This is a genomic window from Staphylococcus sp. M0911, assembly GCF_003491325.1.
GTDB classification, from domain to species: Bacteria; Bacillota; Bacilli; order Staphylococcales; family Staphylococcaceae; genus Staphylococcus; species Staphylococcus warneri_A.
On sequence record NZ_CP022881.1, the window covers coordinates 1,811,352 to 1,836,013 of the forward strand.

A 24,662-nucleotide genomic window follows, 5' to 3' on the forward strand; every position below is an offset into this window, starting at 1 on the left:
GCTCTATCAATATTTAAAAATCAGCGCAACAGATTATTTGATATCTGTTGCGCTGATTTTTTGTTTATTCATAATTTGAATAATTTATGTATATTGCCTACTACCTATTTTAAGACAAATAAAAAAACGCCGTGTCTGATTACACGACGCTAAACAAAGGGGATGGGAGAAATTTTTCACTTCAAACAAAGGGGTATGTTTGTTATGTGATTAATTTCATGTTCATAATATAACACGACGTATAGCCCATTTCAACCTTTGAGTTTGATTAAATTTAAATTGTCACAATCTGTTCATAATGTAAGCGAATTCAATCATATTAAGCTTTCATAAGTTTTTCAAAAGCATCTAATTTTTGTTCAAATACTTCACAAGCTTGCTCAATTGGTTCAGGTGATGTCATATCTACACCTGCATTTTTTAAGATTTCAATTGGATAATTTGAGCTACCTTTTTTCAAGAATTCATTAATATATCTTTCAACAGCTGGTTGTCCCTCTGTTAAGATTTGGTGACTTAAACTTTGTGCAGCACTATAACCTGTTGCGTATTGATATACATAATAATTCATATAGAAGTGAGGAATTCGTGACCATTCTTTACTAATGTCTTCATCTGTTTCAACTGCATCTCCAAAATATTGTTTATTCAGTTTGGCATACTCTTCATTCATACGAGTTGGAGTTAATGGTTCCCCTGCTTCTTCTATTTGATGAATTTTATGTTCGAATTCTGCAAACATGGTTTGACGGAATAATGTCGCTCTAAAGCGTTCGAGTTCTTGATTCAATAATAATAAACGTTTGTCGTCATCTAAATGTTTATCCATATAATCGCTTAATAAAGCTTCATTACATGTAGATGCTACTTCAGCTACAAATATTGTATAGTCACTTAGATTGGATGGTTGATTTTGACGACTGAAATAACTATGTGCTGAGTGACCAAATTCATGAACTAAAGTATATAAATCTGAAACTGTATCTGACCAATTTAATAAGATGAATGGATTTGTTAAATGTGCACCAGATGAATATCCACCAGATCGTTTACCTTTGTTTTCATAAACATCAACCCAGCGATTATCCAATCCTTCTTTAACCACATTTAAATACTCTTCACCCATTGGTTCAAGTGCTTTTAACATCCATGATTTAGCTTCTTCATAAGGCATTTCAAATTTAACGTCTTTCACTAATGGTGTATATAAATCATACATTTTTAAGTCATCGATGCCTAACAACTCTTGTCTTAAACGCGTATATCTATGAAGTAAAGGTAAATATTTGTGAACAGTTTTCACTAGGTTATCATAGACTTCTTCTGGAATATGATTATTACTCAAAGCTTTTTCACGAGCAGATTTATAGTGATGTGTACGCGCGTTAAATACATTTTTCTTCACTTCACCTGCTAATGTCGCGCCTAACGTATTGTTATGAGAACCATAAGCTTTATATACATTTCTAAATGCAGATTCTCTTAAAACACGATCATCTGATTCTAGATATTTGATAAACGTACCTTGTGTTAATGGATGTGCTTTACCATCTTTATCTATAGCATCTTCAAATTCTAAATCTGCATTACTGAACATACCGTATACATTTGAAGGCGTAGATAATGCATCTTGTGCTTCAGTCAATAATTTTTCAGTATCAGCATCTAGTATATGTGGGCGCTTTTCATTGATGAGTTGTAGATCAAATTCATATTGTTTTAATTTATCGTTTGATTGAATAAACGTTTGAATTGTCTTTTCATCAAGTTGTAAAATTTCTGGTACTAAAAAGCTCCATGCTGAACTAAATTTAATAATTAATTGATGTGCACGTGCTTCCATTCCTGTGTATTGATCATTGGCAGTATCTTGGTCTTGTTTTAAGTGGGCATAGACATATACCTTTTCTAATTTGGTGCCTATTTCATCTTCTAATGCTAATGCTTGATATAAAGTATCTGCACTATCTCCTAGGTGACCTTTAAACTGTTCTTCTTTACCGATGTCATTTTCGACATCTTTAAATGCCGCTTCAAATGCATCATCACTTGGGAATATCGTTGTTAAATCCCATGTATATTCAGGATATTTACGTTCCTGTTCTTCTCTAGATAATTGTTGACTCATCATGTAAACCTCCTCGAAATAATCAATAACTTAATTTTCTCATTTTAATAGATAATTTGCACGTCATTACAATTCGATTTTCGTGCATTTTGATACTGTTCTATTATTTTATTTAACAGAATTGATTTGCTGTAATGATGATATGCAAAATGTCGTAACTTAATCACAGTATCTATGTTCTGACACGTCAATTCGTCACGTAGTTCTAAAAGTCGAAATTGTAGTTGCCATTCAATTGGATGTGTTTTGATAAAGATTTGTAATGGGATAATGATACCAAACTGTTGAATGACATGTTTGTCATTAAGTCGCAATTGATACATAGCACTTAAAGTGGGTTCTAATACCGAATTCTTACGACGACAGTATTGTATATATCGAGTTATCAAGCTTTCATCTAACTTATAATATGCCATATTGTTATGTCTTTTTTCCGTCAGTATTGTTGCCACATCTTCAACAATGGTCCTTGTTGCACGAAATTGTCTCCCTCCAATATTTTGGATATTTGAATATCTAATTAATTGGCAACACTTTTCTTGCCATGTGTACAAAGACCTATGAATCGCATTTATAAAACTGGCTTGCTGGTTATTTAATGTTAATTTACCGTTTCTGTATTTGATATCTTCGATAATCCAAACTGGTCTAAGTCCGACACTCATTAGCCCTACGGTACGCTTTTGAATTTCAGACAAAGGAATGGAAGAAAATTGTACTTCAATCGCAAATGATGAATTAACTACGATGTCAGGGAACTGTTGTATATTTTCATAATATGGTTCAATTTCAACATTATAGTTCACCCTTTTAAACATTGCGGCAATTTTGTATTTAGTTTGATAATGTAATGCACTTTCCCCTTTTGAACGCCATAGCTTACATGGATCCATATGCGCAAAATGCGCTTTTACTTTCGCCCCATTTTTTAAAATTACTTTCGTTCTACAATGTGGACAGTAATAGTTCCTATTCTTTATTGCTTGTTTTGCTAACACATATTCATGATTTTCATTTATAGCTACTAACATCAGTTCACCTCATATATTTCAACGAAGCAAACCCTCAATTTACTTGTGTCAATTATCGTTTCCTTAAATATAAAAAAACGAGACATCAATATGTCTCGTTAAAATCACTCTATTATCATTATTCAACTGCATCAGTAAAGTAACGACGCACTTGTGAAGTAACGTTATGGCTCATAATAATCTTACCATAATCATTTAAATATACTTCTGTTTTATCAGTTGGGTATGCAAATTCTAATAATTGACTATAGCTATCGTTAATTGTCTCTTGATCGACCGTGTCATCAAAATGAATAGCATAGTAATATTGTGAGTCAACCATATAAAGTAAATCTTCAAACTCATCAGCACTTTGATTATTGTGATATGCATAATTAATGACTTGTTCTAAGTCTTCAAATTTTACAATCACTGTACGAATATTGGCTTGTTTACGTTGTCTTTGAGATTGCTCTTGTTGCGCTTTCTTTTGTTGATTACGTTGTTCAAATATATTTTCGATATTATCTTCGCTTTCAAGTGTTTGAGCTAAAAGTTCATTTACTTGGTCATCAAATTGATCAAAATTACCATCTTCGGCCATATTCATGGCGTCTTCATTTTTAGACTTAGAAATAGTCACTTCCACACCTTTTTCAAAGGCATGTACTTGAATCCATAATGGTCCTTCAACGACAAAATCTTCTTCTTCATTAATTTCATCCATCATTGACCAGAAGAATTCTTCACCGCGTTTGCGGTTAGTCCATAAATCTTCACGACTAAAACCACGTGCTTCTATGTCGCTATATGTTATAAACAATTTAACTGTTGTATCATCAACGCGTTCTATTCTCATATCATCTCACTCCTTACAGTCGATGAATAGTAACCATATTGTATTAGAACGTGACTCAAATTACAATCTATTTGTTTGATTAAATTTAACTATTCTTAAGATGGCTTCTTATATTAACATATTCCCTATTTTAATGCTAAAAAACAGCGCATTTATTCTCGATTTACTTTTTAAAGCATACACAAAAGACAACACCATTTAACAATAGTGTTGTCTTAATATCTTTTAGTAAAGTGATAAAATCACATAGTTATTAAAGTTATTAGTCAACCAAACGTTGAGCTTCTTGTAATTGGAACGTACGGACTTTTCTTGGTAAGAAACGTCTGATTTCATCCTCGTTATAACCTACTTGTAAACGTTTATCATCTAAAATGATTGGGCGACGTAATAAACCTGGGTTATCTTGAATAATTGAATATAAATCTTGTAATGGTAAAGAATCAATATCAACATTCAATTTTTGGTATGTTTTAGAACGAGTTGAAATAATTTCATCAGTTCCGTCTTCAGTCATTTTTAATATTAATTTAATTTCATCGATTGTTAAATGTTCAGAAAAAATGTTACGCTCCGTATATGGAATGTCATGTTCTTGTAACCATGCTTTCGCTTTACGGCAAGATGTGCAACTTGGTGAAGTAAATAATGTTACCATACATCTCACTCTCCTATAAATGGATTCATTCATTAATTTTAAATTAGTTATAGATTAAAGAAATGATTATTATTTGCTTTCTTAACCTTACAATATATATTATAACCATCTAACATTAAAATTAAATGAGAAAATCCTAATTTTTCTGAGAAATCTTGAAATTATTCAAAATTATCTCACAAACTATTTAATACTTAGATATACATTCATTTTAACACAACTTACAATTTAAAGAAATACTGTTATAATGAGAGATAAATAATATTTGAGAAAGTAGGCATCTAATATGGAAACATTATTTTCAGGCATTCAACCAAGCGGTATACCAACAATTGGTAACTATATAGGTGCATTAAAACAATTTGAAGAAATACAAAATGATTATGATTGTTTCTTCTGTATTGTTGATCAACATGCAATCACTGTACCTCAAGACCGTTTGAAATTACGCAAACAAATTAGACAACTCGCAGCAATATATCTAGCTTCAGGTATTGATCCTGACAAATCTACCCTATTCATTCAATCTGAAGTACCTGCACATGTTCAAGCAGGATGGATGCTCACTACAATAGCTTCAATTGGTGAATTAGAACGTATGACACAATTTAAAGATAAAGCTCAAAAACGAACTGATGGCGTCCCAGCTGGATTACTTACTTATCCACCTTTAATGGCAGCTGATATAGTGATTTATAATACTAATATTGTTCCTGTTGGTGAAGATCAAAAACAACATATGGAATTAACACGTAATTTGGTAGATAGATTTAATAGTCGTTATAATGACGTATTAATTAAACCAGAAATCCGTATGCCAAAAGTGGGGGGTCGTGTGATGAGTTTACAAGACCCTACTAAAAAAATGAGTAAAAGTGATGATAATCAAAAGAACTTCATTTCATTATTAGACGAACCAAATGTAGCAGCTAAAAAAATTAAAAGTGCTGTTACTGATTCAGATGGTATTATTAAGTTTGACCGTGATAATAAACCAGGGGTTTCTAATTTACTTTCAATCTATTCTGGTTTAACTAACGAACCTATTAAAGAAATTGAAGCGAAATATGATGGTGAAGGTTACGGAAAATTCAAGGGTGATTTAGCAGAAATAGTTAAATCATTCCTAGTTGATTTCCAAGAAAAATACGACGCATTTTATAACTCTGATGAACTTGATGATATCCTAGATAAAGGTAGAGATAAGGCACATCAAGCCTCATTTAAAACATTGAAAAAAATGGAAAAAGCAATGGGTCTTGGTCGTAAAAGATAATTAATTCACTGCGCGAAAAAGCACTGAGGTTGTCATTCCTCAGTGCTTTTTAATTATATTATTTTTTCTTTTTACCAGTTTCTCTATCAATCGATTTATCGATATACACATCTTTTAATGTAGTATCAGGACCTACCTTATGGTACACCAATCCTTTTACTTGAGGATTGGTTAAATGAGCCTCACCTTTTTGGTAAATTGGTGCAACAGGTGCATCATTTAGCAAAATTCCTTCTGCTTTTTGAAGTGTTGCATTTCTTTCATCTTCATTCTGAAGCAATTTACCATTGGCATCTTTTATTAGCTTATCGTATTCTTTGTTACTCCAGTCAGTGTTGTTTTGTGGATTACCTGTTGTCATTGTTTGTAAAAATGCGGTTGGATCTGGATAATCTGGTACCCAGCCTGCATAAGAAGCTTCATAGTTATTTGCAAGTTCTAAATTGGTCTTTTGTTTAAATGGCAACTGTTTTACCTTCATTTGTACTCCTGGTAAATTTTTTTCTATCTGAGACTTAATATATTCCGCAGAAATTTTTTGAACAGGTGTATCTTGTACATTTAATGTAAACGTCACCTTCTTCTTACCTAGTTCTTTTTTTGCTTTTTTCCAATTTTCTTTAGCCTCTTTTTCGTTATATTTCAATGGAGAATTTATAGTGCTGGCGAAATCCTTACCTTCGGGTGTTTTAGAAGTTCCAAAAGCTGTAAAATTATTTGATGCTAAAGACCCATCATTAAATACAGATTTAACATATTGCTTTTTATTAATTGCTTTTGAAATCGCTAATCTTAAATGTTTATTTTTAAATTCAGGAACCTGCTTTTCATTCAATTTAATGAAGAACGTACCAGCTGTCAATCTTTTATTTAGTGCAACTGAGTTTTTATATTTATCCACTTGTTCAGCAGCTATTATTGCATCATCAACAGAATTGGTATCATACAAGGCAGCTCCAGCTTGGTTATCCTTAAGTACTTTATAATTTACACGACTAAGTTTAACATTATTTTTATCCCAATAGTCTTTATTCTTTACTAATTGGATTTTATCTTCAACTTGCCAATTCACTACTTTGAATGGTCCATTGTAAACTGCTTTATCAGCAGTAGTACCATATGCTTTGCCATATTTTTTAGCCACTTTTTCATTTTGAGGATTAAAAGTATTTAAGGCTAACAACTCATTGATGTATGGCACCGGTCTTTCCAATTTAACTTGTAGTTTATATTTATTTAGCGCTTTGATACCTAAATCCTTAACTGGCTTTTTACCGGCATTAACTTGATCCGCATTTTTTATATCACTCATAATATACGCAAATTCTGAACCAGTTTTAGGATCAACTACTTTTCTCCAGGCGAAAACAAAGTCGTTTGCAGTAACTGGGTCCCCATTACTCCATTTCGCGTCTTTTCTTAAATTAATAGTCAGTGTTTTACCATCCTTACTTTTCTTAGGAAATTTTGTTGCAACAGCTGGCTCTGCTTGATCACGTTTATCCATTGTATATAGCCCTTCAAATACTTGTCCCGCAACATCACTTGACACTGACTCAGTCATCAAGGTTGTATCTAATGTAGTCATATCTTGTGGTATAACTTTTCTAAATACTTGACCCTCATCTGAATATAAACTTTTACTGTTACTGCACCCTGATAAGGTGCTTAATGAAATGATAAAAATCGCAATCAGTGTTATCCATTTTCTCATACGTATCCCCCTCCCTTTAATTATCCTTCTGTATTAACATGCTGTTTTAATTTTTCTGCTTCCGCTTCAGTTGCAAAGACAAAGTGTTCTGGTCGAATCTCGTGCAATTGTCTATTTTGATCATCTGCATTGCTTGCTTCATATGTAATCCGTTTTCTTTGTCTTTCAACGTCTGGATCAGGTTGAGGAATCGCTGATAATAATGACTTCGTATAGTCATGTAAAGGATGATTATATATATCATCTGCAGGTCCGAGTTCAACAATTTTTCCAAAATGCATCACAGCTATTCTGTCAGAAATATATTTAACCATTGATAAATCATGGGCAATAAATAAGAACGTAATCCCTTTTTCTCTTTGTAGTCGTAACATTATATTGACGACTTGTGCTTGTATGGAAACGTCTAATGCTGAAATCGGCTCATCAGCAATGATAAATTCTGGTTCTACCGCTAATGCTCTTGCTATACCAATACGTTGACGTTGTCCACCTGAAAATTCATGAGGATAACGGTTCGCATGTTCTTTACTTAAGCCTACTGTTTCTAATGCATCATATACACGCTTTTTACGATTTCGTTTATCAGTAGCTAAATGATGAATATCTATACCTTCTCCAACAATGTCCATGACTTTTAGACGTGGGTTTAAAGACGCATAGGGATCTTGAAAGATCATTTGAATCTTCTTGTTGAATTTCAACATATCTTGGCGTTTACGAATATTATGTATATCCGTACCATCATAAATAATTTCTCCACTAGTAATATCATTTAATTTAATGATAGCTTTACCTGTAGTTGATTTACCACAACCTGATTCTCCAACTAAACCTAAAGTTTCACCTTTATAAATATCAAACGAAATATCTTCAATTGCTCTAACTTCGTTCTTTTTACCTTGGTTAAAATATTGCTTTAAATGTTTTACTTCTAATAATTTCGTTTTTTGTTTAATCATTAAACGCCACCCTCTCTACTTTGATGGGTTGTGCATAACGGTTAGGTAAAGTTTTTGAGCGTTTTTGAACCGCTAATGGTGGTTCAACTTTAGGCGCTCTTTCATCTAACAACCACGACTTAACAAAATGTGTAGGTGATACTTTAAACCATGGTGCTTCTTCTTTAAAATCAATATCTAATGCATACTGACTTCGTCTAGCAAATGCATCTCCAACTGGTGGATGTAATAAATCTGGTGGTGTCCCTGGAATCGCAATTAAATCTGTATCATTACTTGTTGTTAAATCCGGCATTGATGATAATAATCCCCAAGTATAAGGGTGTTTAGGACCATAGAAGATTTCATCAACATTACCTGTTTCAATCATTTGTCCGCCATACATAACAGCTACTCTATCAGCAATATTTGCTACAACACCTAGATCATGTGTAATAAAAATAATTGAAGTATTAATTTTCTGTTGAAGTTCCTTCATCAAATCTAATATTTGCGCTTGCATTGTTACATCAAGTGCTGTCGTCGGTTCGTCAGCGATTAATACTTTGGGTTCACATGCCAGTGCTGTTGCGATAACAATTCTTTGTCTTTGACCACCTGAAAATTGATGTGGGTATGCTTTAAAACGCTTTTCAGCATTTGGCAATCCAACTAGATTTAAAATTTCTAATGCGCGTTGTTTAGCTTCAGATTTACTCATATTTTTATGTTTAATTAATGGTTCCATAACTTGTTTGCCAATTTGCATCGTTGGGTTTAAAGAGGTCATTGGATCTTGGAATATCATTGAGATATCTCTACCGCGCAATTTGATTAATTCTTTTTCACTTTTATTTGCCAAATTTTCCCCTAAAAAGTTAATTTCTCCCTGTTTAATTCGAGCAGCATCCCCTTGGAATAGCTTCGTGATTGCTTTAGTCGTAACGGATTTGCCAGAACCTGATTCTCCAACAATTGCCAATGTTTCCCCTTTATTCAGGTAAAAGTCTACACCTCGGACAGCTTGAACTTCACCTGCAGAAATATCAAACGAAACATGCAAGTCATTGACCTCTAAAATTCTCTCTGCCATATACATGCCCCTCCTTTATTTACGCATCTTCGGATCGAATGCATCACGTAATCCATCACTAAATAGATAGAAGAATAAAATTAATAAACTTAAAATGATTGCTGGTATAAATAATTCGTGCGGGTGAATTAATAACATTGCACGTCCATCATTGACGAGTGATCCTAATGATGTTTGTGGTGCTGGTACACCAATACCAATAAAGCTTAAAAACGCTTCGAAGAAAATAGCACTTGGTACAGTAAACATAGATGTAACAACAATTGCACCTAATGTATTAGGCAAAATATGTTTGAATATAAGTTTGAATTTAGATGCACCTAAAGTTTGAGAAGCAAGTACAAACTCTTGGTTCTTTAATTTTAAGAATTCACCTCTAACAACACGACTCATACCTAACCAACCTGTGATGGACATCGCTAAAATAATAGTCCAAATCGAAGGTTCAAAGATCAATACAAAGAGAATAACGACGATTAGATTAGGAATCGACGCAATAACTTCTAGGATTCTTTGCATGACATTATCAATTCGACCACCAAAGAAGCCTGATATAGCACCATAAGTCACACCAATAAAGATATCTAATATTGCTGCAACAATACCAATGAATAATGAAATCTGTGTTCCTTTCCATGTTCTTGTCCACAAATCACGACCTAATTGATCTGTCCCAAACCAATAATTTTCATTAGCATGTGCTTCTTTATAGGCATCTTTGCCATCTGTTCCCTTACCATCAAATGGTAAAAATGACACTTTATCTAATACTGGTATTTTCGCTGGTAAATTTCGATGTTCAACATTTTGTTCTGCATAATCTCTGTTATTCATTAGAGGTCCAATAAAGGCGAATAACACAATTAAAATCAGTCCAATCATACCAACAACAGCTAGTTTATTACTTTTTAATTGCGCCCACGCATCTTGCCAGAAGTTTTTACTTTCACGTTGTAACTCTGGCTCTTGATTTAAATCTAATTCTCTTAATACAAAATCCGTAGAAACTGCCCCTTCAGAGGTATGTGACATTGCTGCATTTGAGTAATCTTTATCCATTCTTTTATCTGTCATTACTTTTTACCTCCTTGAACACGAATTCTAGGATCGATAATGCCGTATAAGATATCTACGATAAAAATAGATACGATAAATAATGTACTAAATAAAATCGTTGTCGCCATGATGACAGAGAAATCATTTGTAGTAATCGAACGTACGAATTGATCCCCTAATCCAGGTACTCCGAAGATATTCTCAATGGTAAGTGTCCCAGTTAAAATACCTGCTAACATTGGAACTAATATCGTAATGATGGGTATCAAAGCGTTTCTTAACGCATGACCGAACAACACTCTCATCGTTGAATTACCTTTTGCTCGTGCTAATAAAATATAATCTGAACTTAATACTTCAATCATCTCAGCTCGTATGTATCGGGCAACTGTTGCTAATACTACTGCAGATAAAGCGAGTGAAGGTAACACTGCTGTAGAAAATCCTTCCCAACCTGCAACTGGGAACCATCTTAAACGTACTGCAAACACATATTGTAATAATACAGCTAATACGAAAGATGGTACTGACACTGCAACAACTGAAATCACAGTCGTCGTGTAATCCACCCATGTATTTTGTTTTGTAGCTGCAGCAATTCCTAAAATGAGTCCAACGATAATACCAATAATCATTGCCGTTAATCCCATTTCAAATGATGGTATTAATCTTGGCTTAATCAATTCCCAAACCGGTTGATTATGATATTGGAATGAATAACCAAAATCGCCTGTCACAACATTTTTTAGATAGTGTACGTACTGCACTGCGACGGGGTCATTCAACCCATATTTCTCATTTAATATCGCTTTTTGATCAGCATTTAATTTTGCATCATTAAATGGTGATCCTGGCATCATTTTCATCAAGAAAAATGTGATTGTAATAATGATGAATAATGATAAAAACATATAACCTAATCTTTTAAGGATGTATTTTCTCATCTAATCCCCCCATTTATTTTTCACAATTGACAATCCCTTCAAAATATTCAGAATACTTTATTAGTATTATATCTGTAACTTACATGTAAAATCAATATAGTTTTGCGTTAATGCAATAAAGCAAGCAATTTATAAAATAGAATTTTTTTGTTTTCAGAATAAGTTGATTCATGTAAACTAAAACCAATACGATACGGAGTGATGTTATTGAAATTAATTAAATCTTATCTCTATCCATTACTAATAACTCTATTCATTTCTTTTATTTTTTGGCTATGGACCAAACATACATGGGTCGAGTACATCAATGTCTTATTTTATGTTTCATTAGTGTTTTTCATCATATTGTTTATTATTTTATTAGTTCAAGAAGGTATCTTCGATGTAACAAGCTATGGATTTAGACGTTTAAAATATCAACTTTCCTCTACTTCAAGAAAACGTAGCATGGAAGATGATAGCTTTTTAAATCCTCAACACGTCAAAAAAGAACACTACATGATTTCCTCATGGGTGTTCCCTAACCTGCTTATACATTTCGTTTTAGTTTTAATCACAATAATTATTTCATTCAATATGTAAAAAAGCGCAAGTGCGATGTAATTCACACTTGCGCTTTATATTTATTAATCTTCAAATTTTTTGAATATCAATACTGCATTATGTCCGCCGAATCCTAAACTATTACTCATTGCATGTGTAATGTCTAAGTCTTGCGCTTCATTCGGAACATAATCTATATCACATTCTGGGTCTGGTGTTTCAGCGTGAATCGTTGGTGCAATTTTAGAATCTCTAATTGAAAGTGCAGAGAAGATTGCCTCAATACCACCAGTAGCACCTAATAAATGACCAGTCATTGATTTAGTAGAACTTACTTTTAAATTATTGACTGCATCGCCAAATGTATTCTTAATGGCTTGTACTTCATATAAATCACCTACTGGTGTACTTGTACCGTGCGCATTTAAATATTGAATATCTTTTGCTTCAATACCTGCATCATCTAATGCAGCTTGCATTGCTCTAGAACCACCTTCACCTTCTGGTGCTGGTGCAGTAATATGATAAGCATCGCCTGTTGTACCGTAACCAACAATTTCAGCATAAATTTTGGCACCACGTGCTTTTGCAGATTCTAGTGATTCTACTACCACAATACCTGCACCTTCACCCATAACAAATCCATCTCTACCTTCTTGGAATGGACGACATGCCGTTTCTTTGTCATTATTTGTAGATAATGCACGACTTGCACTAAATCCTGCAATAGCCATATGAGAAATTGGTGCTTCAGTACCACCAGTAATCATTGCATCTGCATCACCACGTTGGATAATCTTAAATGCTTCACCAATTGAGTTAGTACCTGTTGCACATGCTGTAACAGTTGAACCACTTGGTCCTTTAGCACCTAAATCAATAGATACTTGGCCTGTAGCCATATCAGGAATTAACATTGGTACAAAGAATGGGCTGACACGTCTTGGTCCACGTTCTACCAATTGTGTATGCGCCGTTTCAAATGTTTCCATACCACCAATACCAGAACCAATCCACACACCAATACGGTTAGCATTAGCTTTGATATCTAATTGAGAATCTTTGACCGCTTCTCTAGCCGCTACAACAGCATATTGAGTAAATCTATCCATACGGCGTGCTTCTTTTTTATCGATGTGGTCTTCGATATTAAAATCTTTTAATTCACCAGCAAGATGCACATTATAATTTTCAGTATCAATTCGTGTGATAGTATCGATACCATTAACTCCTTTTAATGCATTCTGCCATGTTGTTTCAGCATCGTTACCGATTGGAGATAAGGCTCCGATACCTGTAATAACAACTCTATTATTTTCACTCATTAGTTATCCTCCTATTTTCCCCATTTGATAACGATTGCGCCCCAAGTCAGGCCTCCGCCGAAACCTACTAAGACAAGAGTATCGTCATCTTTAATTTTACCGTTTTCTAGCTCTTGATTGATACTTAATGGTATTGATGCAGCAGATGTATTGCCGTATTTATTTACAGATACGCTCATTTTTTCTGGTTCAATACCTAAGCGTAAACGAGCTGATTCCATAATTCTTATATTAGCTTGATGAGGAACAAATAAATCGATATCATCAGAAGTTAAACCTGCTTTTTCAACAACGCGTGTTGACGCATCGCCCATAATTCTAACTGCAAATTTAAATACTTCTCGTCCATTCATTTTTAATTTACCAGTTTCTTTATCTAAATATAAGTATTTGCCACCGCTTCCATCCGATCCCATTTCGTAACTAATAATACCACGACCTTCTGATACTTCGCCAATGACAACTGCGCCAGCACCGTCACCGAATAAAACGGCCGTAGATCGATCTGTTAAGTCAGTGATCTTAGATAATTTATCAGCACCGACAACTAAAATATTATGATAATCTCCAGATTGAATATATTGTTTAGCTGTAATCATTGAATACATAAATCCAGAACATGCTGCAAGTTGATCCATTGTAGGCACTTTACCAGTACCTAAACGTTCTTGTAATATATTCGCTACACTTGGAAAAGGCATATCTCCAGTAGCTGTCGCCACAATAATCATATCTATATCTTCTGGTTGAATACCAGCATCTTTAATTGCTTTAACACTTGCTTCATAAGCTAAATCTGAAGTATCTTGATCTTCATTTGCCCAATGTCTTTCTTTGATTCCTGTCATTTTAGAAATCCATTCATCTGACGTTTCTAAAAATTGTTCAAAATAGGCATTGTCTACTATATTTTCTGGAGCATAAGCTCCGAAACCTTTAATACCCACATCCATGGTTGTACACCTTCTTAATAAATTTTTAATACCAGGTATTAATTTAACATATTACTGTTTTTAAACTCAAGCATATCACTTTTATTTATCATTTAAATGATAAATAAAATAAAGTACTGATTCTATTATGATAACCTATATTTGCATTTGTTTAATACAAATCAAATCATATCTCTGAAATTAATGATTATTTTAATAATGATATCATATATCGTTAATGTGATTATATATCTTACTACATTCTGATTCGCTCTATACAAACATGTATTTTTCTATTAAAATAAAGGTATATATTATATTGGAGGTCACATACAATGAAATACCTCATGACATTTATTTGGGCATTAGTCTTATTACAAATGGTCAATTTCGTATTGAATAGTTTAAATGGTGGCGGTGCGGTAAAAGTCGTATCTCCAATCATCATGGCTGTTATCTTTACTGTAGCAGTTGCTATCTTAGCTGCTACAATAAGTCCAAAAAGTACGTCAGAACAATACGAATAATAAAAATTAAACAAATGGTCATCTCTAGTAACAGATAGGACATTTGTTATTAATTACAAAAAGCTGGTAGCGAACTTTAATATAGTCGCTACCAGCTTTCATTTGTTTATACTTTAATACAAACAACAGGCTAGAATTGCTCTTCTAGCCTGTTGTTCTTTATGAATTAACACGATTATTCTGGTTTAGTCACGTCAACTGTTAATTCGTTATCATTATTAAGATCTACATTTATTTTAGTACCTTCTGGTAAGTTTTCTTTAATCATCATACGAGCTAATGGTGTCTCAATTTGTCTTTGTACAAATCGTTTTAATGGACGTGCACCAAATTGAGGTTCATAAGCTTCTTCACCTAACCATTTTTTCGCTTCGTCAGTTACTTCAATGGAAATTCTTTGATCAACTAATCTCATATTCAATTGACCTAATATTTTATCGACAATCATACTCATATCGTTTACTGATAATGGTTTGAATAACACAATATCATCCATACGGTTTAAAATTTCAGGTTTGAAGTAAGCATGTAAACTATCCATGACTGCTTTTTCAGTTGATTCACTAATATCTCCTGTTTCTGAAACTTGTTCTAATAGTACTTGTGAACCGATATTACTAGTCATGATAATAATTGTATTTTTAAAGTCCACGCTTCTACCTTTAGAATCAGTCAATCGACCTTCATCTAATATTTGAAGTAATACGTTGAACACATCGCTATGTGCTTTCTCTACTTCATCAAGTAAGATAACTGAATAAGGATTACGTCTTACTGCTTCAGTTAATTGACCACCTTCATCATGGCCTACATAGCCTGGAGGGGCACCAATTAATCTAGACACTGCATGTTTCTCCATGTACTCACTCATGTCAATGCGTATCATATGTTTTTCAGAGTCGAATAGTGATGCTGCTAATGATTTAGCTAATTCTGTTTTACCTACACCTGTAGGTCCTAAGAATAGGAAACTACCGATAGGTCTATTCGGATCTTTAATACCTGCTCTTGCACGTACAACTGCGTCTGATACTAAGTCTACAGCTTTATCTTGTCCAACCACACGTTTATGAAGAATGTCACCTAAGTGAAGTAATTTTTCTCTTTCTGTTTCAACTAATTTAGAAACTGGTATACCAGTCCATTGACTAACGATATCACCAATTTCTTCATCAGATACAATTTCACGAATCATTCTATCATTATCTTCGCCTTGTTCATCTTGGAAAACATCTTCTAATTCTTTTAATTCTTTTTCTAATTGAGGTATTTTACCATATTGTAATTCTGCTGCTTTTTCAAGATTATTATTAGTTTGTGCATCTTCTAATGCTTTTCTACTTTCATCTAATTCTGCTCGTTTTTCTTGTAGTTTCGCAATTTTTTCTTTTTCTTGTTCTACACGTGATTGTAATGACGCTTGTTTTTCTTTTTCATTTGAAAGTTCTTCTTGAAGTTCTTCTAAACGTTGTTTACTAGCATTGTCAGATTCATTTTTCAATGCACTTTCTTCAATTTCTAATTGCATTACACGTCGGTTCACTTGGTCTAATTCAGTCGGATTTGATCCCATTTCCGTACGAATCGTTGCACATGCTTGGTCAACCAAGTCAATAGCCTTATCTGGTAAGAATCTATCAGTAATATATCTGTCGGAAAGTTCTGCTGCTGCAACTAATGCACGGTCTTGAATACGTACACCATGATACACTTCATAGCGTTCTTTTAAACCACGTAGAATGGATATTGTGTCTTCTACATCTGGTTCACTGACACCCACTTTTTGGAAACGACGTTCTAAAGCTGAATCTTTTTCAATATATTCTCTATATTCATTTAATGTTGTAGCACCAATACAATGTAATTCACCACGTGCTAACATTGGTTTTAACATATTTCCTGCATCCATTGCACCATCCGTTTTACCAGCGCCTACTAACATATGAATTTCATCTATAAATAATATAATTCTACCATCAGATTCCTTAACTTCTTTAAGTACTGCTTTTAAGCGCTCTTCGAATTCACCTCTAAATTTAGCACCTGCAACTAATGCACTTAAATCAAGTTCGAAAATGGTTTTATCTAATAATGATTCAGGTACGTCCTTTTTAACAATACGTTGTGCTAATCCTTCAACAATCGCCGTTTTACCAACACCTGGTTCACCAATCAATACAGGATTATTTTTTGTTTTACGACTTAATATACGTATTGTATTACGAATTTCTTCATCACGGCCAATGACCGGATCCATTTTACCTTGACGTACTTCTTCTACTAAGTCACGTCCATATTTTTCTAATGCTTCATAATTTACTTCTGGGTTCTGACTAGTCACATGATTTCCCCCTCTTATTTTATTTATTATTTCTTTAACCACTTCAGTTTTATTACCTATAAAGTTTTGTGTAGTTTGATCAATATCCATCGCTGCACGAAGCACATGCTCCATTGAAATAAATTCATCATCATATTCGTTCATATATGTTTCAGATTTATTCATCAATTCATTCGCTTTTGCACTTATATATTGACCATACTGTACATTATCTCCTTGTACAGTTGGATAAGCTTTTAATTTATTATCATAAGCTTTTTCTAGTTCTTCTACATCAATATTTGCACGTTCTAGAACACTCTTAATTAAACTTTCATTTTCATTTAATGTCGCTTTTAAAATTGCTTCAATTTCGATATTTTGTAATTCAAATTCTTTACTATACTCAATGGCTCTTTGTAATGAACCTTGTATAGCATATGTCATTTTATTGATATCCAATTGTATTCACCTCTATCATTTTAGAGTCGGTCAAAGGTAAAAATTTTCGATTTGACTTTGACTTTCTTTGACCTTAACTACATTATAGTCCCCTTCTAATAAATTATCAACAACTTAAGCTTGTTTTTTGTAATATTTTTTAGGTTTATTTTTAATATCAAATGTGATGAATCAAACCTTTTATTATTCTATTTCCCAATAATTCAAACAACAAACAAAGTATTAATAACTTCATTTAACCGCATCAAACGGTTTTGTTAAATGATACAAAATAACCCGAGATATCTAGTATCTCGGGTTTTTATTATGAATTTATTCACCATTCAATATATTTTAGTAAAATCATACACGTATGATTAGTTTGATTTATTAATTTGTTGGATGATTATTTCTTTTTAATCTTACTTAAAATTTCATCTGTTAAGGCTTCTACACCACTATGTTCTAAATGTATGCCATCTGGCGCAAAGTACTCTGTATGTCCTTCTGACCTTTTGTACCAATCGATTAATGTTACATTACTTTTTTCATTAGCTGCATCTGCCATAAGTTTATTGACATGATCCTCATAACCTCTTGGCACTCTGGTATTGACTAAATATACTTGCGCATCTCCAAATTTATTAATTAAATCATCAAGTTGCTTTTTATTAAAATCTCCATTAGTACCTAATTCTAAAATAACTTGGTCTGATTTTTTATTGTATTGTTTATAATTGGCTTCAACTAGTGGAATTGCTTGGTATAAGTTACGACCAACCTTACCATCAATTTTAGCTTTAGGTACTCTATCTTTAAAGTTTTCACCTATATCTACCATTACCGAATCTCCGATTAGCAATGGACTAATATCAGTATAAACATCTGTATCTCTATTACTTTTTTGGCCAATTTTATCTATTGGAATCATTCTTATTAAATATTTATCTTCTAAATCAGTATTGAATGAATTGGATTTTTGATCGATTTTATCTTTACCTAAACCATCAAAGGCACCACCCATAATAAATGCAAACGGAATGATGCATATTATAATTGCAATTGTTCTTATAAGCGCAGGTTTGTATTTACGTTTCAATGTGAATGCCTTTAAACCTTCTTTTCTAAATGGTGTTTCGATATATCTATATGAAGCTTCAGCGCATAACACTGTTAAAATAATATCCACAATGTAAACATAAAACGGAATTTGACCAGCAATAAAATGACTATGTACAAAACTTATAATAGGGAAATGCCATAAATATAAACTATATGAACGTTTACCGATATAAACAAACAATGGATTGCCTAATAACTTTGATACTAGTGTAGATGGATGAACAACACTTGCTATAATCAACAAAGTCATAGTAGAAATAATATAAAAACCGCCATCATATATCCAGTCGCTTTCATCTTGAACTGTAAAGAACAGCAAGATCAAAAAGGCCAGTCCAATGAATCCCACGCCATCAATTGCTCGTTGTAAAACTTTAGGTGGTTCGGCTTTAAGTTTAAATGGCGGCCATAAGAAAGCTAAAATCACACCTAATAATAATGTTTGGAGTCTCGTATCAGTTCCAAAATACACTCTTGAATGATTAAGATGAGGTTGTGAAATCACAATCATTAACATGAGTGATAATAATGAAATAATCCAAAAAATCAATGTAATATTTCGATATTTCTTTATAGTTAGCAATAGTGTAATTAAAACAACAGGGAAAAATAAATAAAATTGTTCCTCTATCGCTAACGACCATAGATGTTTTAATGGCATAAACGAGAACTGTTCAAAGTAGTTGACATCTTTAGCTATATACCACCAATTTGAAACATAGAATATAGCTGCTATAATATCATGTTTCACTCTAACTATATCTTCAGATTTGAATAGTAAAGTTGCTATTCCTACTACTAAAAGTAACGCTAATACTGCTGGTACCAGTCGTTTTAAACGACGTAACCAGAAATTCTTTAAATTAATAATGCCAGTTTCTTCATACTCTTTTAATAATAAACTTGTTATTAGATAACCTGAAATAACAAAAAATGTGTCAACGCCCAAAAAGCCGCCTGTCAACCATTGCTTGTTTAGATGGTAAATGATAATACCGATAACGGCTATCGCTCTTAATCCATCCAAACCAGGCATATATCTTAATCGCTTACCCCTAGTTTTAGTTCTTTTATATTCTTTTTCCATATTTCACTTTCTTCCCCATAGAATCATTTCGAATTTCGTTTAAGACATCTTACTAATTAATATGATTAATCAATACATCAATGTCATTCGAGTCTTAAGTTAAAAGAGATATGTATGTCTTATAAAATGTCTAAATCATCATTTTCAAAACAGATTAACTTTAATAGTCTGTAGAGTTGGACTAAGGTTACTCTACTGACAATTTATTCACAACTTAAATTTATTGTGTTCTAGTTACAATCAGTCTTAAATATTGTAATACAACCGTAATATAAATTCAATTTAAATACTAAATGAATACTATATTTTTATTGACGATTTGTTTTTCTGATAATTTTCCAAAGAATTTTTTTATATTTAGGAATAATCCGTCAGAGTATGACTTATATATGCATGGTCATACGCTTCAAAAATAAAAAAGAATGGCACATAGTATCCTATACACAATTCGTGCATTAAACTACATGACCATTCTTATTCTTTGTCATAAAGATTATCCAACGCCTAGTGCAATTTTTGCGTATCTAGACATCATGTCTTTATTCCATGGTGGACTCCATACAATGTTTACTTCAGTATCTTGAATTTCTGGAATCTCTGCTAAAACAGTTTTAATTTGTTCGATAATTTGCGGTCCTAAAGGACAACCCATAGAAGTTAATGTCATCTCAACAGTACAAAGTCCTTCATCATCCACATCAACTTTATATACTAAACCTAAATTAACAATATCAATGCCTAATTCAGGGTCGATTACCATTTCTAGAGCCCCTAGGATACTATCTTTTAACGCCTCTTCCATTAGTATCACCTCTCTATATTTATCTTTATACTAATATATCAAATATCCGACAAAACGCCAATAAAATGCTATGATACTACTACAATATATTACAACGACATAAGGAGATAGTTATGCAACCTTATTTAATTTGCTTAGACTTAGATGGAACTTTACTAAATGATAATAAAGAAATTTCTAATTATACGAAACAAGTGTTAACTGAATTACAACAACGCGGTCACTCCATTATGATAGCAACTGGACGCCCATACCGAGCGAGCCAAATTTATTATCATGAGTTAAATATGGATACACCAGTTGTGAACTTTAATGGTGCCTATGTACATCACCCTAAATCTGATGAATTCAAAACAATACATGAAGTATTAGACATTGATATGTCAAAAAATATCATCGAAAAGCTACAACAATTTCAAGTGACTAATATCATTGCAGAAGTTAAAGATTATGTTTTTATCAATAATCATGATCCTCGTTTGTTTGAAGGTTTCTCTATGGGTAATCCTAGAATCCAAACTGGTAACTTACTTGAACAACTTAATGAAGCACCTACATCACTGTTAGTAGAAGCTGAAGAAAGTAAAATCCCAGAAATAAAAGATAAATTGACTCATTTTTATGCTGAAAATATAGAACATCGTCGTTGGGGCGCACCTTTCCCAGTGATAGAAATCGTTAAACGTGGTATTAATAAAGCGCGTGGTATTGAACAAGTCAGACAGTTTTTAAATATTGATCCACAACATATTATTGCTTTCGGTGACGAAGATAATGATATTGAAATGATTAAATATGCACAACATGGTATTGCTATGGATAATGGTTTACAAGAACTAAAGGATATAGCTGATGAAACTACATTTAGTAACAACGATGATGGTATTGGTAGATATTTAAATGACTTCTTTAATTTAAATATCCGATATTATTCATAGATCAGGATGTTAAATCAATCTGAGAAGGTCACATAGTCCTATCTCAGAATTTTTATGATATAGGGAGGTTGTCAAATGAGTAAAATTGTTGTAGTAGGTGCTGTTGCAGGTGGTGCAACTTGTGCAAGCCAAATTAGACGTTTAGATCAAAGTAGTGAGATTACTGTATTTGAAAAAGATAGAGATATGAGCTTTGCAAATTGTGCTTTACCATATTATTTAAGCGATACAATCACTGAAAGAGAAAAAGTTTTAGCGTATACACCTGAAGCCTTTTATGACAAAAAGCATATTAATGTAAAAACATATCATGAAGTCATAGCTATTAATGATACGCGTCAAACTGTTACTGTAAAAAATAGAACAACTGACGAAACATTTGAAGAATCCTATGATTACTTAATCCTTAGTCCTGGTTGCAGTGCCAATCGACTTAACTTTAATACTGATATGGCCTTTACTTTAAGGAATTTAGAAGATACTGATGCGATTAATGACTATATTGATACTCATAACGTTCATAAAGCACTTGTTGTAGGTGCCGGCTATATTTCGCTTGAAGTACTTGAAAATTTATATCAACGTGGGTTAGATATCACGCTCATTCATCGCTCCGAACAAGTCAATAAATTAATGGATCAAGATATGAATCAACCTATCTTTGATGAACTAGAAGAAAAACAAATTGAGTATCGTTTAAATGAAGAAATTACTGATATCAATGGTCATGAAGTCTCATTCAAATCTGGTAAAAAAGAACAATTTGATATCATCATTGAAGGTATTGGTACAAAACCTAATTCTGAATTTATTAAGTCATCTAATATCCAAATTGATGACAAGGGCTTTATACCAGTTAATGATTATTTCCAAACTAATATCCATAATATCTATGCATTAGGCGATGTCATCACATCCCATTATAGACATGTAGACTTAAAAGCTAATGTACCTCTCGCTTGGGGCGCCCATCGTGCTGCCAGTATAATTGCTGAACACCTTACAGGGAAAAGCAATATTAAATTTAAAGGCTATCTTGGTGCAAATATTGTAAAATTCTTTAATTATACATTTGCTAGTGTTGGCGTCAAACCTGATGAGTTATCTCAATTTAATTATAAAATGGTTGAAACGAAGCAAGGTGCACATGCAGGTTATTACCCAGGAAATACTCCCTTACATTTAAGAGTTTATTATGATAAAGAAACAAGAGTAATCATACGGGCAGCTGCAGTAGGTCAAGAAGGCGTGGATAAACGAATTGATGTTTTATCAATGGCGATGCAAAATAATATGACAGTTGACCAATTAACAGAATTTGAAGTTGCCTATGCACCACCATATAGTCATCCTAAAGATTTAATCAATATGATTGGTTACAAAGCACAATAAAAAAGTAAAAGAGGTCGAGACAAAAGCCCAAAAACTTTATGTCTCAACCTCCTATATTTTACATAAACATGGTTTATGACTTATTATCCTAAACCGAACATCTTACTGATTGGTCCCCATGGAAGAATAATACCGATTGCGATAGTTACGATAATTAATGCAATCGTCATCCAGAATAATTTATCACTATTTTCATGTTTCTTTCTCTTAGCAATTGAAACTTCCATCAATGCTAATACGCCTAAGCCACAAAGCATTTTCAATGTAAGTAACATATGATTGCCACCTTCACCTTGGCTTGCTGCTGCGAATTCTTTAATTAATTCCCAGAATCCAGAAATAAGCGCCAATACCATAAATAATCTTAGCAACATTTGTAAAGGTTTAAAATATGGTGATGCTCCTTGTACTTTTGAAATATTTAAGTATGTTGCAAAAAATAAAATGATTGCTAATACCCAACTTAAAATATGAACATGTAACAAGACAATGTCCCCCCACTAATTTATTTACTTTAATTATCATAACATAAAAGTAGTAGCTATCATTGAAGTTTAATACCTTCAAGATATCTACTTTGTTATTTAACATTATACAATTCCATCAATTATTTTGAAATATATGTTGTTAAAGTACCGATATTATCAATTGTTACTTTTACTTCGTCGCCTGGTTGTAAAAATTGAGGTGGTTGCATACCTGCCCCCACTCCAGCTGGTGTACCAGTAGCAATAATGTCTCCTGGATGTAAAGCAACGTATTTAGAAATTTCTTCAATTAACTCGTCAATTTTTAAAATCATTTCACCAGAATTACCATCTTGACGGATTTCATTATTAACTTTAGTTACAATGTTAACATTTTCAGGAGTAGGAAGTTCATCCTTCGTAACGATATATGGTCCCATTGGGCAACCGCCAGTTAAACTTTTAGATAAAAATGCTTGGTCATGATTATTTTGTGCATTACGGTCTGTAATATCATTAATAATTGTATAACCATAAACATAGTCTAATGCTAGCGCTTTAGGGATTTTTTCTCCAGACTTACCAATGACAATACCTAATTCACCTTCATAGTCTAATTGATCTGTAATATCTTTATGATTAGGAATTGTGGCACTATCACCTGTTAATGATGACGCAGCTTTAGTAAATACGTATAAACGTTGTACTTCATGGTTCAATTCACTCGCATGGTCTTCATAGTTACGACCGAAAGCAATAACGTTATTCGGTGGTGTAACTGGAGGTAAAAACTCAATATCATTAAATGAAATTTTATAATCTTCAGCTTTACCGCTATCTTCTGCAGCAACAACTGCTTTACGTACTTGTTCTTGGAAATCTAACGTTTGGTTTTGTTGTAACCCTGCTAATAATGTTTTTGGATGAAAATCACTTTCCGCAAAATCAGCAAATACTAATGTTAAATCCCAAACAGCATCTTCACGTTTAACTTTAACACCGTATGAAGTTCTGTCATTATGCTTGAATGATAAAAATTTCATTCATAATCAACTCCTCATCTATATCTTAATACATATTATAACTA

General features: G+C 32.9%; 21 protein-coding genes. 5 read left to right on the forward strand and 16 right to left on the reverse strand.

Annotated features, from left to right (window positions below; all coding sequences use genetic code 11):
• Nucleotides 1-319 precede the first annotated feature (319 nt).
• From pepF to spxA, 4 genes are all read right to left on the reverse strand, one after another.
• Nucleotides 320-2,128, reverse strand: coding sequence for an oligoendopeptidase F (gene pepF, locus ssp1_RS08725; RefSeq protein WP_075778092.1), 1,809 nt, complete (start codon nt 2,126-2,128; stop codon nt 320-322).
• A 44-nt stretch (nt 2,129-2,172) separates the two neighbouring features.
• A complete protein-coding gene (locus tag ssp1_RS08730) occupies nt 2,173-3,159 on the reverse strand; it encodes a competence protein CoiA (RefSeq protein WP_075778091.1) in 987 nt (328 codons plus the stop codon).
• A 118-nt stretch (nt 3,160-3,277) separates the two neighbouring features.
• On the reverse strand, nt 3,278-3,997 hold the full coding sequence (gene mecA / locus ssp1_RS08735; protein WP_002450774.1) for an adaptor protein MecA: 720 nt from the start codon (nt 3,995-3,997) through the stop codon (nt 3,278-3,280).
• Between the two features lie 262 nt (nt 3,998-4,259).
• Nucleotides 4,260-4,655, reverse strand: coding sequence for a transcriptional regulator SpxA (gene spxA / locus ssp1_RS08740; protein ID WP_002450775.1), 396 nt, complete (start codon nt 4,653-4,655; stop codon nt 4,260-4,262).
• A 286-nt stretch (nt 4,656-4,941) separates the two neighbouring features.
• Between spxA and trpS the strand changes: the two genes are divergently transcribed.
• Nucleotides 4,942-5,931: a tryptophan--tRNA ligase gene (trpS, locus tag ssp1_RS08745; RefSeq protein ID WP_075778090.1), complete on the forward strand. Its 990-nt coding sequence runs from the start codon at nt 4,942-4,944 to the stop codon at nt 5,929-5,931.
• A 58-nt stretch (nt 5,932-5,989) separates the two neighbouring features.
• Here the strand turns inward: trpS and ssp1_RS08750 are convergent, their stop codons facing one another.
• From ssp1_RS08750 to opp3b, 5 genes are read right to left on the reverse strand one after another with little or no spacing between them, the layout of a single operon-like run.
• Complete coding sequence (locus ssp1_RS08750; protein ID WP_075778089.1) at nt 5,990-7,645, reverse strand: peptide ABC transporter substrate-binding protein; 1,656 nt, start codon at nt 7,643-7,645, stop codon at nt 5,990-5,992.
• A 20-nt stretch (nt 7,646-7,665) separates the two neighbouring features.
• A complete protein-coding gene (locus ssp1_RS08755) occupies nt 7,666-8,607 on the reverse strand; it encodes an ABC transporter ATP-binding protein (RefSeq protein WP_075778088.1) in 942 nt (313 codons plus the stop codon).
• Complete coding sequence (locus ssp1_RS08760; protein ID WP_075778087.1) at nt 8,600-9,679, reverse strand: ABC transporter ATP-binding protein; 1,080 nt, start codon at nt 9,677-9,679, stop codon at nt 8,600-8,602. Before ssp1_RS08760 ends, ssp1_RS08755 begins: the two co-directional genes overlap by 8 nt.
• 15 nt (nt 9,680-9,694) lie before the next feature.
• Nucleotides 9,695-10,753 (reverse strand): oligopeptide ABC transporter permease, encoded by a 1,059-nt coding sequence (opp3C, locus tag ssp1_RS08765; protein WP_075778086.1) that lies wholly within the window; start codon nt 10,751-10,753, stop codon nt 9,695-9,697.
• Nucleotides 10,753-11,679, reverse strand: a complete 927-nt coding sequence (gene opp3b / locus ssp1_RS08770; protein ID WP_075778085.1) for an oligopeptide ABC transporter permease — start codon at nt 11,677-11,679, stop codon at nt 10,753-10,755. The genes opp3C and opp3b overlap by 1 nt, the downstream gene beginning before the upstream one ends.
• Before the next feature lie 201 nt (nt 11,680-11,880).
• Here opp3b and ssp1_RS08775 point away from each other — a divergent pair, with 201 nt between their 5' ends.
• Nucleotides 11,881-12,261: a DUF3899 domain-containing protein gene (locus tag ssp1_RS08775; RefSeq protein ID WP_075778084.1), complete on the forward strand. Its 381-nt coding sequence runs from the start codon at nt 11,881-11,883 to the stop codon at nt 12,259-12,261.
• Between the two features lie 44 nt (nt 12,262-12,305).
• On the opposite strand, the gene fabF is transcribed toward ssp1_RS08775, so the two are convergent.
• Entirely contained in the window at nt 12,306-13,547 is a 1,242-nt protein-coding gene (gene fabF, locus ssp1_RS08780) for a beta-ketoacyl-ACP synthase II (protein ID WP_002450783.1), read from the reverse strand.
• Between the two features lie 11 nt (nt 13,548-13,558).
• On the reverse strand, nt 13,559-14,500 hold the full coding sequence (locus tag ssp1_RS08785) for a beta-ketoacyl-ACP synthase III (protein WP_002450784.1): 942 nt from the start codon (nt 14,498-14,500) through the stop codon (nt 13,559-13,561).
• Nucleotides 14,501-14,814: 314 nt separating this feature from the next.
• Here ssp1_RS08785 and ssp1_RS08790 point away from each other — a divergent pair, with 314 nt between their 5' ends.
• Nucleotides 14,815-15,006, forward strand: coding sequence for a YjzD family protein (locus ssp1_RS08790; RefSeq protein WP_118828195.1), 192 nt, complete (start codon nt 14,815-14,817; stop codon nt 15,004-15,006).
• A gap of 175 nt (nt 15,007-15,181) precedes the next feature.
• Here ssp1_RS08790 and clpB read toward each other — a convergent pair whose 3' ends face one another.
• The 3 genes from clpB to ssp1_RS08805 all read right to left on the reverse strand — a co-directional run bounded on the left by clpB (nt 15,182) and on the right by ssp1_RS08805 (nt 20,778).
• Nucleotides 15,182-17,788 carry an ATP-dependent chaperone ClpB gene (clpB, locus tag ssp1_RS08795; RefSeq protein WP_118828196.1) on the reverse strand — a complete coding sequence of 869 codons (2,607 nt, stop codon included), beginning with the start codon at nt 17,786-17,788 and terminating at the stop codon, nt 15,182-15,184.
• Nucleotides 17,789-18,173: 385 nt separating this feature from the next.
• Nucleotides 18,174-19,976, reverse strand: coding sequence for an acyltransferase family protein (locus tag ssp1_RS08800; RefSeq protein WP_075778082.1), 1,803 nt, complete (start codon nt 19,974-19,976; stop codon nt 18,174-18,176).
• 493 nt (nt 19,977-20,469) lie between these two features.
• Entirely contained in the window at nt 20,470-20,778 is a 309-nt protein-coding gene (locus tag ssp1_RS08805; RefSeq protein ID WP_002450788.1) for a metal-sulfur cluster assembly factor, read from the reverse strand.
• A gap of 113 nt (nt 20,779-20,891) precedes the next feature.
• On the opposite strand from ssp1_RS08805, the gene ssp1_RS08810 reads away from it, so the two are divergent.
• Nucleotides 20,892-21,716, forward strand: a complete 825-nt coding sequence (locus tag ssp1_RS08810) for a Cof-type HAD-IIB family hydrolase (protein WP_002450789.1) — start codon at nt 20,892-20,894, stop codon at nt 21,714-21,716.
• 75 nt (nt 21,717-21,791) lie between these two features.
• Nucleotides 21,792-23,108: a CoA-disulfide reductase gene (locus ssp1_RS08815; protein ID WP_075778081.1), complete on the forward strand. Its 1,317-nt coding sequence runs from the start codon at nt 21,792-21,794 to the stop codon at nt 23,106-23,108.
• Between the two features lie 83 nt (nt 23,109-23,191).
• On the opposite strand, the gene ssp1_RS08820 is transcribed toward ssp1_RS08815, so the two are convergent.
• Nucleotides 23,192-23,593 (reverse strand): YisL family protein, encoded by a 402-nt coding sequence (locus ssp1_RS08820; RefSeq protein WP_002450791.1) that lies wholly within the window; start codon nt 23,591-23,593, stop codon nt 23,192-23,194.
• 122 nt (nt 23,594-23,715) lie between these two features.
• Nucleotides 23,716-24,618 (reverse strand): fumarylacetoacetate hydrolase family protein, encoded by a 903-nt coding sequence (locus tag ssp1_RS08825; RefSeq protein WP_002450792.1) that lies wholly within the window; start codon nt 24,616-24,618, stop codon nt 23,716-23,718.
• Nucleotides 24,619-24,662 lie beyond the last annotated feature (44 nt).